12 protein-coding genes are annotated in these 15,558 nt (G+C 54.8%); 6 read left to right on the forward strand and 6 right to left on the reverse strand.

What is annotated here, in order from left to right; genetic code table 11:
- Nucleotides 1-80 precede the first annotated feature (80 nt).
- The 3 genes from purH to WG929_RS03050 all read left to right on the forward strand — a co-directional run bounded on the left by purH (nt 81) and on the right by WG929_RS03050 (nt 5,564).
- Nucleotides 81-1,709, forward strand: coding sequence for a bifunctional phosphoribosylaminoimidazolecarboxamide formyltransferase/IMP cyclohydrolase (purH, locus tag WG929_RS03040; RefSeq protein WP_416204841.1), 1,629 nt, complete (start codon nt 81-83; stop codon nt 1,707-1,709).
- A 95-nt stretch (nt 1,710-1,804) separates the two neighbouring features.
- On the forward strand, nt 1,805-3,106 hold the full coding sequence (gene purD, locus WG929_RS03045; RefSeq protein ID WP_416204842.1) for a phosphoribosylamine--glycine ligase: 1,302 nt from the start codon (nt 1,805-1,807) through the stop codon (nt 3,104-3,106).
- Between the two features lie 94 nt (nt 3,107-3,200).
- Nucleotides 3,201-5,564, forward strand: coding sequence for a 7TM-DISM domain-containing protein (locus tag WG929_RS03050; protein WP_416204843.1), 2,364 nt, complete (start codon nt 3,201-3,203; stop codon nt 5,562-5,564).
- A 9-nt stretch (nt 5,565-5,573) separates the two neighbouring features.
- Here WG929_RS03050 and WG929_RS03055 read toward each other — a convergent pair whose 3' ends face one another.
- Nucleotides 5,574-7,061, reverse strand: coding sequence for an AAA family ATPase (locus tag WG929_RS03055; RefSeq protein WP_416204844.1), 1,488 nt, complete (start codon nt 7,059-7,061; stop codon nt 5,574-5,576).
- A gap of 164 nt (nt 7,062-7,225) precedes the next feature.
- Between WG929_RS03055 and coq7 the strand changes: the two genes are divergently transcribed.
- Nucleotides 7,226-7,879 (forward strand): 2-polyprenyl-3-methyl-6-methoxy-1,4-benzoquinone monooxygenase, encoded by a 654-nt coding sequence (gene coq7, locus WG929_RS03060; protein WP_416204845.1) that lies wholly within the window; start codon nt 7,226-7,228, stop codon nt 7,877-7,879.
- Nucleotides 7,880-7,981: 102 nt separating this feature from the next.
- Here the strand turns inward: coq7 and ilvN are convergent, their stop codons facing one another.
- Nucleotides 7,982-8,473 carry an acetolactate synthase small subunit gene (ilvN, locus tag WG929_RS03065; RefSeq protein WP_369858076.1) on the reverse strand — a complete coding sequence of 164 codons (492 nt, stop codon included), beginning with the start codon at nt 8,471-8,473 and terminating at the stop codon, nt 7,982-7,984.
- Between the two features lie 4 nt (nt 8,474-8,477).
- Complete coding sequence (locus WG929_RS03070; RefSeq protein ID WP_416204846.1) at nt 8,478-10,202, reverse strand: acetolactate synthase 3 large subunit; 1,725 nt, start codon at nt 10,200-10,202, stop codon at nt 8,478-8,480.
- Nucleotides 10,203-10,590: 388 nt separating this feature from the next.
- Here WG929_RS03070 and WG929_RS03075 point away from each other — a divergent pair, with 388 nt between their 5' ends.
- Nucleotides 10,591-11,049 carry a DUF4124 domain-containing protein gene (locus WG929_RS03075; RefSeq protein ID WP_416204847.1) on the forward strand — a complete coding sequence of 153 codons (459 nt, stop codon included), beginning with the start codon at nt 10,591-10,593 and terminating at the stop codon, nt 11,047-11,049.
- Nucleotides 11,050-11,058: 9 nt separating this feature from the next.
- Here the strand turns inward: WG929_RS03075 and pgeF are convergent, their stop codons facing one another.
- Together pgeF and rluD are read right to left on the reverse strand one after the other, a co-directional pair.
- Nucleotides 11,059-11,793, reverse strand: a complete 735-nt coding sequence (gene pgeF / locus WG929_RS03080) for a peptidoglycan editing factor PgeF (RefSeq protein WP_416204848.1) — start codon at nt 11,791-11,793, stop codon at nt 11,059-11,061.
- Nucleotides 11,774-12,739: a 23S rRNA pseudouridine(1911/1915/1917) synthase RluD gene (gene rluD, locus WG929_RS03085; protein ID WP_369855171.1), complete on the reverse strand. Its 966-nt coding sequence runs from the start codon at nt 12,737-12,739 to the stop codon at nt 11,774-11,776. The genes pgeF and rluD overlap by 20 nt, the downstream gene beginning before the upstream one ends.
- A gap of 128 nt (nt 12,740-12,867) precedes the next feature.
- Here rluD and WG929_RS03090 point away from each other — a divergent pair, with 128 nt between their 5' ends.
- Complete coding sequence (locus WG929_RS03090) at nt 12,868-13,689, forward strand: outer membrane protein assembly factor BamD (RefSeq protein ID WP_416204849.1); 822 nt, start codon at nt 12,868-12,870, stop codon at nt 13,687-13,689.
- A gap of 132 nt (nt 13,690-13,821) precedes the next feature.
- Here the strand turns inward: WG929_RS03090 and WG929_RS03095 are convergent, their stop codons facing one another.
- Entirely contained in the window at nt 13,822-15,456 is a 1,635-nt protein-coding gene (locus WG929_RS03095; RefSeq protein WP_416204850.1) for an NAD+ synthase, read from the reverse strand.
- Nucleotides 15,457-15,558: the final 102 nt, after the last annotated feature.

Here is a 15,558-nt window from a genome sequence, read left to right on the forward strand (position 1 = left end):
TACAGATAATAGCGGCTGCAAGGCCGCTTTTTGTTTTTCAGACTTCGACGAATGTCTTCCAACCCGTTGCCAGGAATACCATGAGCCACAGCACTCCAACCGCACCGTCCCAGCCAGGCAACACGCCTGTTCGCCGCGCCCTGATCAGCGTATCCGATAAAACCGGCATTGTTGAATTTGCCCAGTCCCTGGTCGCGCTGGGAGTCGAAATTCTCTCCACCGGTGGTACTTACAAACTGCTGTGTGACAACCAGGTAGCGGCAGTGGAAGTCTCTGACTACACCGGCTTCCCGGAAATGATGGATGGTCGCGTCAAGACCCTGCACCCGAAAGTACACGGCGGCATCCTGGCTCGACGCGGACAGGACGATGCCGTTATGACTGAGCATGGCATCAATGCCATTGATATGGTGGTAGTCAACCTGTATCCGTTCGCCGCGACCGTCGCCCGCCCGGATTGCGACCTGCCGCTGGCGATTGAAAATATTGATATCGGCGGCCCGACCATGGTGCGTTCTGCCGCCAAAAATCACGCACACGTCGCTATTCTGGTGAACGCAACGGATTACCGCAGTGTACTGGACGAACTCACGTCCGGAGGCCTGTGTTACAAGACCCGTTTCGCACTGGCATTAAAAGCGTTTGAACACACCGCAGCCTACGATGGCATGATTGCTAACTACCTCGGCACCATCAACCAGTCCGAAGAAACACTTAGCGTCGCAAACCGCCTGCACTTCCCGCAGACCTTCAACAGCCAGTTCATCAAGGCGCAGGACATGCGTTACGGTGAAAACCCGCACCAGCAAGCGGCCTTCTACGTGGAAGCCAATCCACAAGAAGCGTCTATCGCTACCGCCAAACAGCTGCAGGGGAAAGAGCTGTCGTATAACAATGTTGCCGATACCGATGCCGCCCTGGAATGCGTCAAGTCGTTTACCAAACCCGCCTGTGTGATCGTCAAGCACGCCAACCCTTGTGGGGTAGCGGTTGTGCCGGAAGACGACGGTGGTATTCGTAAAGCCTACGATCTGGCATTTGCTACGGATACCGAATCGGCCTTTGGTGGCATTATTGCCTTTAACCGCGCACTGGATGCCGACACCGCCAAAGCCATTGTCGAGCGTCAGTTTGTCGAAGTGATCATCGCGCCATCGGTCAGTGCCGAAGCCGCAGCCATCATCGAAGCCAAGAAAAACGTCCGCCTGCTGGAGTGCGGCCAGTGGTCAACCGAACGCGTCCAGGCATTGGACTTCAAACGGGTGAACGGTGGCTTGCTGGTGCAACAGCGCGACCATGGCATGATCAACGTCGATGACCTCAAAGTAGTCACCAAACGCGCCCCAACCGAAGCAGAACTGAACGACCTGGTGTTTGCCTGGAAAGTGGCCAAGTTTGTTAAATCCAATGCCATTGTCTACGCTAAAAACCGCCAGACGGTCGGGGTGGGTGCTGGCCAGATGAGCCGGGTAAATTCTGCCCGTATCGCGGCCATCAAGGCTGAACATGCCGGTCTGCCGGTCGAAGGGGCAGTCATGGCATCGGACGCATTCTTCCCGTTCCGCGACGGCATCGACAATGCTGCGGCCAATGGCATCAAAGCCATCATCCAGCCCGGAGGTTCGATCCGTGATGACGAAGTCATTGCGGCTGCCGACGAAGCAGGCATCGCCATGGTATTTACCGGGATGCGCCACTTCCGTCATTGATAAATAGCCGGATGTCAGACATCAGCGGCAAATATCAGAATACATCATTGTGCCAGCCGTCGGATTTCCGACGACTGGCTGTTCGGAGTACCAATATGCAAGTATTGATCATAGGTTCGGGTGGCCGCGAACATGCGTTAGCCTGGAAAGTCCTGCAATCGCCGCAGGTAACAAAAGTTTTCGTGGCGCCGGGTAACGCCGGTACCGCACGCGAAGCCAATATGGAAAACGTCGCCATTGACGTGATGGATTTCGATGGCTTACAGCAGTTTGCGCAAACCAACAATATCGGCCTCACCATCGTTGGCCCTGAAGCGCCTTTGGTTGGCGGAGTGGTTAACCAGTTTCAGGCAGCAGGCCTGAAAATCTTTGGCCCCTCTGCCGGAGCAGCCCAGCTGGAAGGTTCCAAGGCTTTCACCAAGGACTTCCTGGCTCGGCAGCAGATCCCCACCGCAGACTACCAGAACTTCACCGAGCTTGAACCAGCGCTGGCGTATCTGCGTGAAAAGGGCGCACCGATTGTGGTCAAGGCGGATGGCCTGGCGGCCGGCAAAGGCGTGATCGTCGCAGAAACCCTGGCTCAGGCCGAAGCGGCCGTACAGGACATGCTGTCCGGCAATGCCTTTGGTGATGCCGGTTGCCGGGTGGTGATTGAAGAATTCCTCAGTGGTGAAGAGGCTTCATTTATTGTCATGGTTGATGGCAAGAATGTACTGACCATGGCCACCAGCCAGGATCACAAACGGGTTGGCAATGGCGATACTGGCCCCAACACTGGCGGTATGGGTGCCTATTCCCCGGCCCCGGTTGTGACGACAGCCATTCACGATCGCATTATGCAAGAAGTCATCTACCCGACCGTTCAGGGCATGGCCGCAGAAGGCAACGATTACACCGGCTTCCTCTATGCTGGCCTGATGATTGATGCCACCGGCACGCCCAAGGTGATTGAATATAACTGCCGGTTTGGTGATCCGGAAACCCAGCCAATCATGCTGCGGATGAAATCCGACCTGGTGGCTCATTGCCTGGCTGCGCTGGAAGGCCAGCTGGATAGCGAAACAGCCGATTGGGATGACCGCCCGGCACTGGGCGTAGTACTGGCTGCCGGTGGTTATCCGGCCGACTACCGCAAGGGCGATGTTATCTCACTGCCCGACGACGACGGCACCAATCGCAAGATATTCCATGCCGGAACCCAAACTGCGGACAATGGCGATGTATTGACCGCAGGCGGACGTGTACTCTGTGCCACCGCACTGGGTAACACCGTCGGTGAGGCCCAACAGGCCGCTTATGAGCTGGCGCAGCGGGTTAGCTGGCAAGATATGTTTTATCGTACCGACATTGGCTATCGTGCCATTACACGGGAAAACAGTAACAACACGGTACTATAATCCAATACAACCCATCCGGTACCACAATTCTGTACCACAACGCGTGGCAGGGCAGATTTTTATTGCTGCCCTGTCAGACTCGCAAGGGATTCCCATGGCAGATCAGGCAAAAAGGCTATTTGATTCATCATGGTTAGCGGGACTGCTCTGGCTGCTCTGGCTACTATGCCTAAGCAACAGTAGCTGGGCCAGCAGTCCGGTGCTGATTCCGGAAAGTGATTTTAATCATTCGATCAGTAGCTACGTCTCGATCCTGGAAGACCCGGAATCGTCGTTATCCATTGACGATATACTGACCCAGCAAGTCCAATTGCGCTTTACTCCAAGCCATTCCGAGAACCTCCATTTTGGGGTCAGCCATTCCACCTTCTGGCTACGCATCAGTCTTTATAATCCGTTTCCGATAGATAAGCAGGTCATACTGGCGCTGTCCAATAACCATATCCCGTCTGTGTCGATGTTTGATATCAGTCACGGTGATGCCATCGCAGTTGTCAACGGCTTTACTGCACCTTCAGGCAGTTATCAGCAGGCCCATCCGTTCTTGTTAACATTACCGGCAATGACAACACAAAGTTATCTGCTGTCGTTGTCGAGCGGCGGCCTGATCAATACCGATGTGCGGCTGATGACACCACAACGTTTTCTGCAAAACGAACAGTGTCAATCCATTTTGATTGGCTTGGTCGCTGGCTGGCTAATGGCAACCGCAGCCTACTTTATCAATCTGGCCTTAACGCGCCGCTCCTGGCTAGCCTGGTGTGCATCGGGCTACTGTCTGGCATCAACGGTATTTATGGTTAGCTGGCTGGGCCAGTTGGGTTTGTTACTGAATCTTGACCTCGAGCATTCGGAAATTGTTACCGAGCTGGCCACCGGCCTGACCATGGCTTGTCAATCTCTGGCGGTCTACTTCCTTGGCTGGAAAGGCCAGCACGCCCGGTTGTTCCGTCAGATATTACTGGGCTGTACCGGCTTATCAATCCTCGGCACCATACTGCTAACGTCCTTGCCCGGCAGCTATAGCGAAACTCTGGCACCTGTTTTGGTGATGCTGATGCAATTAGTCCTGTCGATCTTGCTCGGTATTGGCAGCAGTCGCCACCCATCAGCGCAGCGTTGGTTCCTGACTGGCACCATGGCAAATCTTGGCGGTGTATTACTGATCCTGTTCATCAGTAATAACCTGTTGGAGTTTGATTCCATCAATAGCTGGATGGCATTGTTGTTACCGTCCGTTATGACCGCCTGTATGGTCATGGCCGTTTTGCGCCTGACCCGCAAGAGTGACCAGTTTCTGGAATCACCCAACCGGGGCGTTGCGATCAACCCGGCGATTCTGTCACAAATCAGCCACGAACTGCGCACTCCCATTAACGGCGTATTGGGCATGAATGAATTATTGTCGGATACTCCACTGACCGATGGCCAGCGTGATTTCACCGAAACCATTGCTCAGGCCGGGCGGGAAATGCTGCACGTCGCCAACGAAATTTCGGTGCTGGCCAAGATTCAGGATGATCATCTGGAGCTGGACACCCGTGCCTTTGATCTGGTTTCCCTGACCAACCAGGTACTGGTGCACTTTCAACTGGAAGCCAACCGTAAACAGGTTGAACTGATGGTTGACCAGGAAGAAGACCTGCCCGCACGGCTGGTGGGTGACCGTAATCGGCTGCAAACCCTGTTGCATAACCTCTACGCCCGACTACTGGCCTACACCGAGCAAGGTGAAATCAGCACGCATTTAAGTCCTCTGCGTAGCAACCGGGGCCAAGTTCATGGTGTGTCGATCCAGATTCAGTTACATGGCACCATCACCAATCGCGACGATTTGAGAATCATGCTGGATCTGCTCTGCAGCACCCATCAATCAAACGGCGAAACGCCCTGGAATCTGACCGTCAGCCGTCATCTGATCCGCTTTATGAAGGCATCGCTGGAAATGGAAAGCCTGACGACCCAGGCGGGTTCTCTTACCCTGTACCTGCCACTGGAGCCTGAAAGCGCAGAAACATCAATACAACCGGGTCACGATGATAGTCTGATTGGTATGCACATCCTGATCGTTGACGATAACGCCTCGCTCAGGAAAGTGATTGAAAAGCAGATCCGACGTTGGGGAGTGCGTGTTGAAAGCACCTACAGCGGCAAGGAAGCCCTGGCCATGCTGCGTAATCAGGCCGCTACCGGACACGCGTTTGATGGTGCCATCATTGACCAGGATATGCCGGTCATGAACGGGCTTGAACTGATGCAACGCATTCAGGATGACGCCTCGATCAGCCCCAAGCCCAACGTATTAATGCTCACGGGTCTCAGCATCAGCTCGGTCAGAGAACAGGCCCATGCGGTTGGTATCTATCACCTGTTAGCCAAACCTGCCAGTGGCGAACGCCTGAAGCGAGCACTGCTGGAACTCAAGTATCGTCCGCAACGACCGTCCAGTACCCACTGACGTAACCTGCTAATTCGCGGACACCGCACGCCCGGCGGCCCATAGCCGAAGGCGCTGTAACTGCTCAGCCATAGTGACCGACAGCGGCTGCGTTGCATTGGCTGCCGCGACCAGTTGTTGGGTCGTCAGTAACGGCTCAGTGGTCATTGTCTTGCCGGCTTCGGCACTGGCATACCAGGCAGCAACCACCACTTGTTCTATTTCTGCGCCGGAAAATCCCTCCGTCGCGGCTGCCAGTACCCCCAGATCGACTGCGTCGGCATCATGACCGCGCTTGCCCAGGTGGATGCGGAAAATTGCTTCCCGTACACTGGCATCGGGTAAATCAACAAAAAAGATTTCGTCCAGACGACCCTTGCGCATCAGTTCCGGTGGCAAGGCATGAATATTGTTGGCGGTCGCCACCACAAACACCGGCTGTTTGCGCTCGGCCAACCAGGTCAGCAAGGTACCCAACAAACGCTGGCTGACGCCACTGTCCTGGCTGTCTCCAGCCAGCGCCTTTTCGATTTCATCGATCCACACGACACAGGGTGACATCAGTTCGGCAAGCTGCAACGCTTCCCGCAAGTTACGTTCTGTCTCACCAAAAAACTTGTTGTACAAGGCACCCATATCCAGACGCAACAAGGGTACTCCCCAACTGCCAGCCACCGCCTTTGCCGCCAGGCTTTTACCACTGCCTTGCACACCAAACAGCAACATGCCCTTGGGTCGCAGATCGGTATCGGCTTCGAGGAACGCCTGCTGGCGCTGTTGCAGCCACTGCTTCATGCTATCCAGACCAGCCACATCGCCAAAACGGGCGGTGTCGTACTCAAATCCCATCACGCCGTCCATATCCATCAACTGGAGTTTGGCCCGACTGACTTCCGGTACATCTTCTGCCGTGATCGCACCATCATCGACTATCGCACCACGAATCAGTCGGCGGGCATCGGAATACGTCAAACCACGAAGGTTGGCCACCAGGCGCTTGAGTGTTGGTTCATCGGTTTTTACCCGTGTACCGCTATGGGCAGCGTAACGACGTGCCTCTTCCTGTACCAGGGTCATCAATTGTTGTTCATTCGGCAGTTGCAGCTGAAAACGGGCACTCAGGCGCATCAGTTCATCAGGTACCTCAAGGCGGTGGCTGAGTAACACGAGGGTTTTTCCGGCATGCATATGTTGCAAGGCAATATCCTTGAGCAGCCGTACTATCTGTGGTTCTGCGATAAACGGATGCAAATCGCAAAAGACAAAAATACCGCCCTGTTGTTGCTGCTTGATATGCAGTAACGCCCGTTCGGGCACCTCACTTTGCTCCAGTCCCGGTTCTTCACCAAAACCCAGCCGCCGCAAGCCGTCGGTCAGAGTCCATTGTTGCAATGCTGCCCCGCGTTTGATGGCCAGACGAGTCAGCAAGTCCAGCGCTCGGGGTTCTTCGTGAGTTTCAATCACCAGAATCGGCGTATGGCGCTCCAGCATCAGTGCCAGGTCGTGTACATCCTGCATTCTATTGGCTCTCTCTGTCAGACTGGCTGACGCCAGGAGTGTTATGGTTATGGCTGAATAGCGATGATACGGATCATGCATCAGAACGCAGAAAAACGTAAACTGTCAGCCGATTCAGTTTTCCGGGTATGGCCTGCCATGCCCGCGTTGCGGAGAGACCCGTTATGAGCCAGCAAGATACCCGCCAGTTTTCCCTGTTAGATCGCCTGATTGGCAGCGCCGACCAAGCCCTTCGCACCCTCGTTCCCGGCGTTGCCTCAGCAGCTCGCCCCTCCCCAGCCCTCCAGCGCGAGCAACATGAGATGAGCGACGCCGAGCGCCAACATGCCGCCGCTCTGATGCGCATTAATCATACCGGTGAGGTCTGTGCCCAGGCCTTGTATCAGGGGCAGGCGTTAACAGCCAGATTGCCGGATGTGCGTGGTGCCATGGAAGAAGCCGCCGCAGAAGAAATTGATCACCTGGCCTGGTGTGAAGCTCGCATCAAGGAGCTGGACGGCCGTACCAGCCTGCTGAATCCGCTGTTTTATGGATTATCTCTGGGTATCGGTGCCGCAGCGGGTAAAATTGGTGACAAGGTCAGCCTGGGATTTGTTGCCGCAACAGAACAACAGGTGTGCAAGCATCTGACCTCCCATATCAGTGCATTGCCCGTTCAGGATGAACGCAGCAAGGCGGTGCTGTTGCAAATGCTGGAAGACGAGGCCAAACACGCCACTACCGCACTGGATGCTGGTGGCCAGAAATTTCCATTGCCGGTAAAAATGGCCATGACTGCTATTTCCAAGGTCATGACCAGTGCAACGTATCGGGTTTAAGCCCAATCACTGGTTAACCCCATAAAAAAACCCCGTTGAAGCGCAAGTCATTCAACGGGGTTTTTTTATGGCCAGACTGACGCGAAGGGCAAAGAGCGAAGGCTACAGGCTCAGGACTTTCTCACCACGAGAAATACCCGACACACCACTGCGCACGGTTTCCAGCACTGCAGTCGAACCAATCGCCTCAATAAAGGCTTCCAGTTTATCGGTCGCGCCAGTCAATTGGATGGTGTACACACTGGGTGACACATCGACGATCTGGCCACGGAAGATATCTGCCGTCCGTTTGATTTCAGCACGCTGGGCTCCCACGGCTTTCACCTTGATCAGCATCAGTTCGCGCTCGATATGTTGACCCTCAGACAGATCCACCAGCTTGACCACCTCGATCAGCTTATTGAGCTGTTTGGTGATCTGTTCGATCTTGCGATCATCGCAATGGGTGGTCATGGTCAGACGCGACAAGGTCGGGTCTTCGGTAGGCGCAACCGTCAGGGTTTCAATGTTATAGCCACGCTGGGCAAACAGTCCGACTACACGCGACAAGGCACCCGGTTCGTTTTCCAGCAGGATAGAAATAATATGTCGCATCATATCAGGTACGCTCCGTCTTGCTCAGCCACATGTCGCGCATGGAGCCCAAAGGCACCTGCATTGGATAAACGTGTTCTTCCGGGTCAACGGCTACATCGAGGAATACCAGGCGATCCTTGTATTTATTCAAGGCATCGTCCAGCGCTTGCGGCAATTCATCGCGGCTTTTCACCTGAATACCCACATGGCCATAGGCCTCGGCCAACTTAACGAAGTCGGGCAGTGATTCCATATAGGAATGGGAATGTCGCCCTTCGTAGTTCATGTCCTGCCACTGACGTACCATACCCAGCGAACCATTGTTCAGACAGACGATTTTTACCGGAATACCGTACTGCAAGCAGGTCGACATTTCCTGAATGTTCATCTGGATCGAACCTTCACCCGTGACACACACCACTTCGTGATCGGGGAAGTTCATCTTCACCCCCATCGCGGCCGGAAAACCAAAACCCATGGTGCCCAGGCCACCGGAGTTGATCCAGCGGTTGGGCTTGTCAAACTTGTAGTACTGAGCGGCAAACATCTGATGCTGGCCAACATCGGAGGTGACGTAGGCATCTCCCTGAGTAGCAGTCCACAGCGCTTCGATAACTTCCTGTGGTTTCATCAGGCCGTTTTCATTTTTTTCGTAACGCATACCATGACGCGGACGCCACTCGTTGATCTGTTTCCACCAGGAGGTTATCGCATCGGCATCCGGTGTTTCACCAGCTTCATCCAGCAATGCCATCATTTCGTCCAGCACCGTACCCACTGGCCCGACAATGGGCACATCGGCGGTGATGGTTTTGGAAATAGACGATGGATCAATATCGATATGAATGATCTTGGCGTCCGGGCAAAACTTGGTCGTGGCATTGGTCACACGGTCATCAAAGCGAGCGCCTACCGCCAGCACCACATCGGCGTGGTGCATCACCACGTTCGCTTCGTAGGTGCCGTGCATCCCTAACATACCAAGGAAACGATCCGCCGTGCCGGGATAAGCCCCCAGCCCCATCAATGTGCTGGTGCATGGGAAGTTCAGGCGATCCACCAATGCCCGCAGCTTATCTGAACTGCCGTCGATGATCACACCACCGCCGCTGTAGATAACCGGACGCTTGGCGCTCAACAGCAATTCAACCGCCTTCTTGATTTGGCCGGAGTGGCCACGCTGAGGCGGTGTGTAAGAGCGCAGTTTGACCTTTTTCGGATAAACGTATTCAAAACGCTCATTCGGCATGGTCATATCTTTCGGTATATCAATCAGTACCGGGCCGGGACGACCGGTGCTGGCGATATAAAACGCTTTCGCCACCAGCTCTGGAATTTCTTCCGGGCGGCGAACGCTGAAACTGTGTTTCACCACTGGGCGAGAAACCCCCAGCATGTCCGTTTCCTGGAAGGCATCATCGCCGACCAAATGGCTCATCACCTGACCAGAAATGACAACCATTGGAATAGAATCCGTAAACGCAGTAGCAATACCGGTAATGGTATTGGTCGCTCCAGGGCCGGAAGTCACCATCACAACACCGGCTTTACCGGTCGCGCGGGCATAGCCATCAGCCATATGGGCTGCGGCCTGCTCGTGACGGACCAGAACGTGTTTGACGGCACTTTGTCTATAGACGGCATCGTAAATGTGCAGCAATGAGCCGCCCGGGTAGCCATAGATGTATTCAACGCCTGACTCGTGCAAAGCACGAACCAACATTTCTCCGCCGGAAAGTAATTCCACCGTACTTATCCTCTTGCACAAGCTCTTGTCAGAGCATGAGTGAAATAAAAATTGCGGGATCAGCGTCATCACGCCCTGAAAGCGGATGGATCCCGGTGAGGATGAATAACTTGTAGTTGCTCATCAGAGTCCCGGAGTCTGGTCATAAACTGCGGGTTGGAACTGGATCGGAGGATAACCCTGGTCCAGAGGCCATGGCTGCCAGAGATCAGCACGGGGGTGTTGGCTGCTCAATCCGGCAAAAGCTGTGCAATTTTAGCACCATAGCGCTGTTTGTCCAGAGAACACGCGGCCTGCGGGATGCCAGAATAACGGCTATTTCCTTGACTTATCAGCTCGTTGCCATAGTGTTCGCAACATCCCGGTTCTGTTGATATCACAGGTGATTATGAAATGTTTGCTCTCGACAGCAGTGGCGCTACTGCTATGGCCAGCCTTGGTAACCAGCCCGGTGCAAGCACAGGTATACCGCTGGACAGATGAAAGTGGCCAGATTCACTTTGGTTCACAGCCTCCCCATGAGCAACAGGCGACAGCAGAAACCTATGATGTGCAGGTTTCGCGCCCTGCCACACCGCCCGCCACAGGCAGATCCCTGGTGGACATTGCCAATCCGAAAAAGGCTGAGGAAAAACAGCCAGACTCCGACGAACCCGCAGTGTCCAGCGAAGAAGCCGACAAGTATTGCCAGCAGGGCCAGACCTATATGGGCAAGCTCAGCAGTAATTACAGCCGTCGCTTCAAAGACCAGGAGACCGGTGAATACCGTCCGTTGACGGACGCTGAACGGGAGCGCGAACAACAGAAAGCCCGCAAGATAATGGACACCTATTGCAAAAAACAATAACCGCCTGAGCTACTCGCGCCAAATCAGGCTGGCCTGCCGACCGGTTTGGCCATCCCGACGAAAGGAATAAAACCGCGTCGCTTCCCGATAAGTACACCATTCCTCCCCGAATATCCGCTCGACGCCCGCCTGTTCCAACCGCCAGCGCGCCAGCGCATGCAGGTTGGCATGATAACGATCGCCGTGACCGCGATAAAAGCAACTTGCCGGCGCCCCGGCGAAGCTTGCCCTGACCTCTGGCCCGACTTCAAACGCTGCCGGGCCAATGGCGGGACCCAGCATGGCCATGACGCTACCACTAAAACAGGTCAGGGCCTGTTCCAGCACACCGGCAGCCAGACCACGCCATCCGGCGTGTATCGCTGCAAGCTGTTGGCCATTTGCACTGACCAGCAACACCGGCAAACAATCTGCCGTCATGACGGCACAGGCCAGGCCTGGCTCTGCTGTCCAGCAGGCATCTGCTGGCAACACAATCTCGTTCCCACAAGCGTGCCGACATTCAGTGCCGTGCACCTGATCAAGCCATTGAATGGCACGCACAGCGGGTAACTGCTGTTGCAAGCGGATACGGTGCTGCCGTACTTGCTGTGCATTATCACCGACATGCAGCCCGAGATTGGCACCATCCCAGGGCACCGCAGAAACCGGCCCACTCAGTAACCGGCGCGTACTGAATGCCACCTGTACCCCGGCAGGCAAGGGCCAGTCTGGCCGGATCAGTTCAAATGTCGTGCGCACCACGCCGGTCAGCCTCCAGCATCTCAAGCAGTTCGATCATGTCGGTTGGCAAGTCCACTTCCCACTCCATCCATTCCTGCTCAACCGGGTGCAATAATCCCAACGCCTTGGCATGCAGCGCTTGACGTGGAAAGTTTTGCAGCATGGTACGCAAGGAAGGGCCAATACCCTTGGTCAGGCGAGTACGGGCAGCGTAGGTGGCATCACCCACCAGCGGATGGCCAATGTGCGTCATATGCACGCGGATCTGGTGAGTACGGCCAGTTTCCAGTTTGCAGCGAATATGGGTATGGGTAGGAAACTTGTGTAATACCCGGTAATGGGTCACCGCGTCTTTACCCATAGGATTGACCGCCATACGGGTGCGCTGGGTACCATGACGACCGATCGGTTCATCTACTTTGCCGCCGCCGGTCATGTGCCCCTGAACCACCGCTTCGTACTCACGTCCCATGGTGCGATCCTGCAGTTGTGCGACCAGATGCGCCTGGGCTTGCAGGGTTTTGGCCACCACCATCAGTCCGGTGGTGTCCTTGTCGAGCCGATGTACGATACCGGCACGGGGAATATTGGCCAGCGCCGGACAATGATGCAGCAAGCCATTTAGCAAGGTGCCTTCACGATTGCCAGCCGCCGGATGCACCACCAGATCAGCCTGCTTGTTGAGCACCAGAATATGATCGTCTTCGTAGACGATATCGAGGTCGATGGCCTCTGGCTGCCAGTCACCTTCGGGGGCCAGCTCCGCTTCCAGTACCAACGTCTCACCGCCGGTGAGTTTGTCACGCCCGCGCCAGGCCTTGCCATCAACCGTAAGCTGTCCCTCTTTGATCCATTGTTGCAACCGTGAGCGTGAATAGTCAGGGAACAGTTGCGCTGCTACCTGGTCGAGTCGTTTGTTGCCCTGATCAAAGGGAACCTGAATACTGCTAGAGATCTGATTGGTCATAGTCTGCCAAATCGGGGAGGGTCGATGCGATACCAGACGTCAGAACCGCCAATCGGTTGGGACTGTGCTGTGACTGTGTTTTAATACCGCGCTTTAGCGAAGTATATCCACAATTAGGAATCCGCTCCATGACGTGCCGCTGGCTGTTGATTTTATTGTCTGTCTTGATGGTCGCCTGCTCCGGAAATCCGGACAAACCCAAAGAACAAACCGAGCAACAATTATATAAAGAAGCCAGAACCGCGCTGGATAAAAACAGCAACGTTATTGCCATTGAAAAGCTCAAGGCGCTGGAGTCCCAGTACCCTTTTGGGGAATACGCCGAACAGGCTCAACTGGAGCTGATTTACGCCTATTTCAAAACCAGCGATCTGGAAACCGCCCTGGAAGCCAGCGAACGCTTTATCCGCCTGCATCCGCTGCATGAACAAATCGACTACGCCTACTACATTCGCGCGCTGACCACCTACGAAATGGGATTTTCCATGGTGGAACGGCGTTTTTCCGATGATGTTGCCAAGCGTGACCCAACACCGCTGCGCGATGCCTTCCAGTATTTTTCAGAATTATTGACCCGCTTCCCGGACAGCCCTTATACCGCCGACTCCCGCGCACGTATGCTCTATCTGCGTGAACGCCTGGCCAGTTACGAGATTGGCGTGGCGCGCTACTATATGAAACGTCACGCCTTTATGGCAGCTGCCAACCGGGCCAACAAGGTGGTATCTGAGTATCCAGGTACCGCTGCGGTTGCCGATGGCCTGGTGATGATGACGGAAGCCTATCAGGAGCTATCGATGACAGCAGAAGCTAATGACGCTTTGGCACTGCTGAAATATAACTTCCCACAGCACCCACAACTACGGAATGGTGAGTTCAAGAACAGCGGTCTGGCACAAACAGATCGGCGCAGCTGGCTGGAAATCCTCTCCTTTGGCTTGAGTAAATAACTCGATACCAGACCACATTTTCAGGCCACTTTTGTAACGATGGCCGAAATACAAGCAACTGAACACAACCGGCCCCGGAATACACGTCCAACCAACATCCGGGGCCGGGTTATTCACTTCATCTGACAGATTTCAGATACCAGCCCGCCAACCACTGGTGATCGGATAGCGCCGATCACGACCAAAACCACGCCGAGTTACTCGGACGCCAACCGGTGCCTGACGGCGTTTGTATTCGTTTACGTCAACCAGACGCAGCACCCGCATCACATCATCGCGGTCGAAGCCACTGGCAATAATCGCCTCGGCACTCATGTCCTGCTCAATATAATTTTCCAGTATGGTGTCCAACACCGGGTAAGGCGGCAAGCTGTCTTCGTCCACCTGATCGGGCGCCAGTTCCGCCGATGGCGGACGATCAATCACTCGCTGCGGTATTACCTCACCCTCACCGATCGAATTACGATATTGTGCCAGTGCGAATACCCGTGTTTTGTAGACATCCTTCAGCGCCCCGTAACCACCCGCCATATCGCCATACAGGGTTGCATAACCCACCGCCATTTCGCTTTTGTTGCCGGTGGTCAGTACCATATAGCCCGTCTTGTTCGAGATCGCCATCAACAACACACCTCGACAGCGGGACTGCAGGTTTTCTTCCGTGGCATCAACGGGTAAACCGGCAAACTCCTGCGCCAGAGCACCCATAAATTGCTCGTACATCGGAGCAATCGAAATCGACTGATAACGTACTCCCATAACCTGCGCCTGCTGCGCGGCGTCTTCTTTGCTCATATCCGAGGTATAGGCAAATGGCATCATCACAGCCTGAACCCGATCAGCCCCCAGAGCATCCACGGCAATGGCCAGTGTCAGCGCTGAATCGATACCGCCTGACAGCCCCAGAATAACGCCCTTGAAATGGTTTTTATTGACGTAGTCACGCACTCCCAACACCAGCGCGTTGTAGAGACTGGCCAGTTCATGTTCGTGGGCTTCCACCACCGGTGCCGCATTCGCAGCCTGCAAAACACTGGCTGAAAACCGGACGTCAGCCGTTGCTGCCTGGTATTCCGGTAGTTGGGCAACGCAGAGGCCAGTGGCATCCAGAGCAAACGAGGCACCATCGAAGACCAATTCATCCTGCCCACCCACCTGATTGACGTACACAATCGGCACTCCCAGGCGACCAATATGCTCACGCAAGACGGTCAGGCGCTCGGTTTGCTTGCCAAGATGAAAGGGCGAGGCGTTCAGGTTAAGAATCAGCTCGGCACCAGCGGCCACGGACTGTTCTGCCGGCCCTGTGTACCAGATATCTTCACAAATGGTTAAACCCAGATGCACGCCAGCGATATTAACAACGAGGGGCTGGTCGCCAACGCTGAAATAACGCTTTTCATCGAACACCTGATAGTTTGGCAAACATTGTTTGGCGTAACGCCCCAGTGATTCGCCCTGATACCAGACACCAGCACAGTTATAGAGACGCTCGTCCTCACGCCAGGGAAAGCCGGCCACAATAGCAATGTCGTGACTGGCAGCCGCCAGCCGTTTTATGGCGGTTTCAACACGAAGTTGCAAACTTGGTCGCAACAACAGGTCTTCTGGTGGGTAACCGGTCAGCGCCAGCTCGGAAAACAGGATAAGATCGACGCCACGGTTACGTGCTGCGTCCACTTCGCTGAGCATCAAATCACAGTTGCCGGCAATATCGCCAACCAGAAAATTGCATTGCGCCATGGCGATGAGAAGTGACTCTGTCATGCTGTCGCGTTACCTTCTGCTATTTTTCCGCAGTATTGTCTGGAAATTCCGCCGGTTAGGCAAACACATTAGCGCCTGGCCAGGTGAACGCCAGTAGCCGAA

The sequence above is a fragment of the Oceanobacter antarcticus genome (genome assembly GCF_044962685.1).
GTDB classification, from domain to species: domain Bacteria; phylum Pseudomonadota; class Gammaproteobacteria; order Pseudomonadales; family Oceanobacteraceae; genus Oceanobacter; species Oceanobacter antarcticus.

Excerpts from the sequence above, each read along its gene's own strand:
- purH (WP_416204841.1), top strand. The coding sequence starts at position 81 with ATGAGCCACAGCACTCCAACCGCACCGTCCCAGCCAGGCAACACGCCT.
- purD (WP_416204842.1), top strand. The coding sequence starts at position 1,805 with ATGCAAGTATTGATCATAGGTTCGGGTGGCCGCGAACATGCGTTAGCC.
- WG929_RS03050 (WP_416204843.1), top strand. The coding sequence starts at position 3,201 with ATGGCAGATCAGGCAAAAAGGCTATTTGATTCATCATGGTTAGCGGGA.
- WG929_RS03055 (WP_416204844.1), bottom strand. The coding sequence starts at position 7,061 with ATGCAGGATGTACACGACCTGGCACTGATGCTGGAGCGCCATACGCCG.
- coq7 (WP_416204845.1), top strand. The coding sequence starts at position 7,226 with ATGAGCCAGCAAGATACCCGCCAGTTTTCCCTGTTAGATCGCCTGATT.
- ilvN (WP_369858076.1), bottom strand. The coding sequence starts at position 8,473 with ATGCGACATATTATTTCTATCCTGCTGGAAAACGAACCGGGTGCCTTG.
- WG929_RS03075 (WP_416204847.1), top strand. The coding sequence starts at position 10,591 with ATGAAATGTTTGCTCTCGACAGCAGTGGCGCTACTGCTATGGCCAGCC.
- rluD (WP_369855171.1), bottom strand. The coding sequence starts at position 12,739 with ATGACCAATCAGATCTCTAGCAGTATTCAGGTTCCCTTTGATCAGGGC.
- WG929_RS03090 (WP_416204849.1), top strand. The coding sequence starts at position 12,868 with ATGACGTGCCGCTGGCTGTTGATTTTATTGTCTGTCTTGATGGTCGCC.
- WG929_RS03095 (WP_416204850.1), bottom strand. The coding sequence starts at position 15,456 with ATGACAGAGTCACTTCTCATCGCCATGGCGCAATGCAATTTTCTGGTT.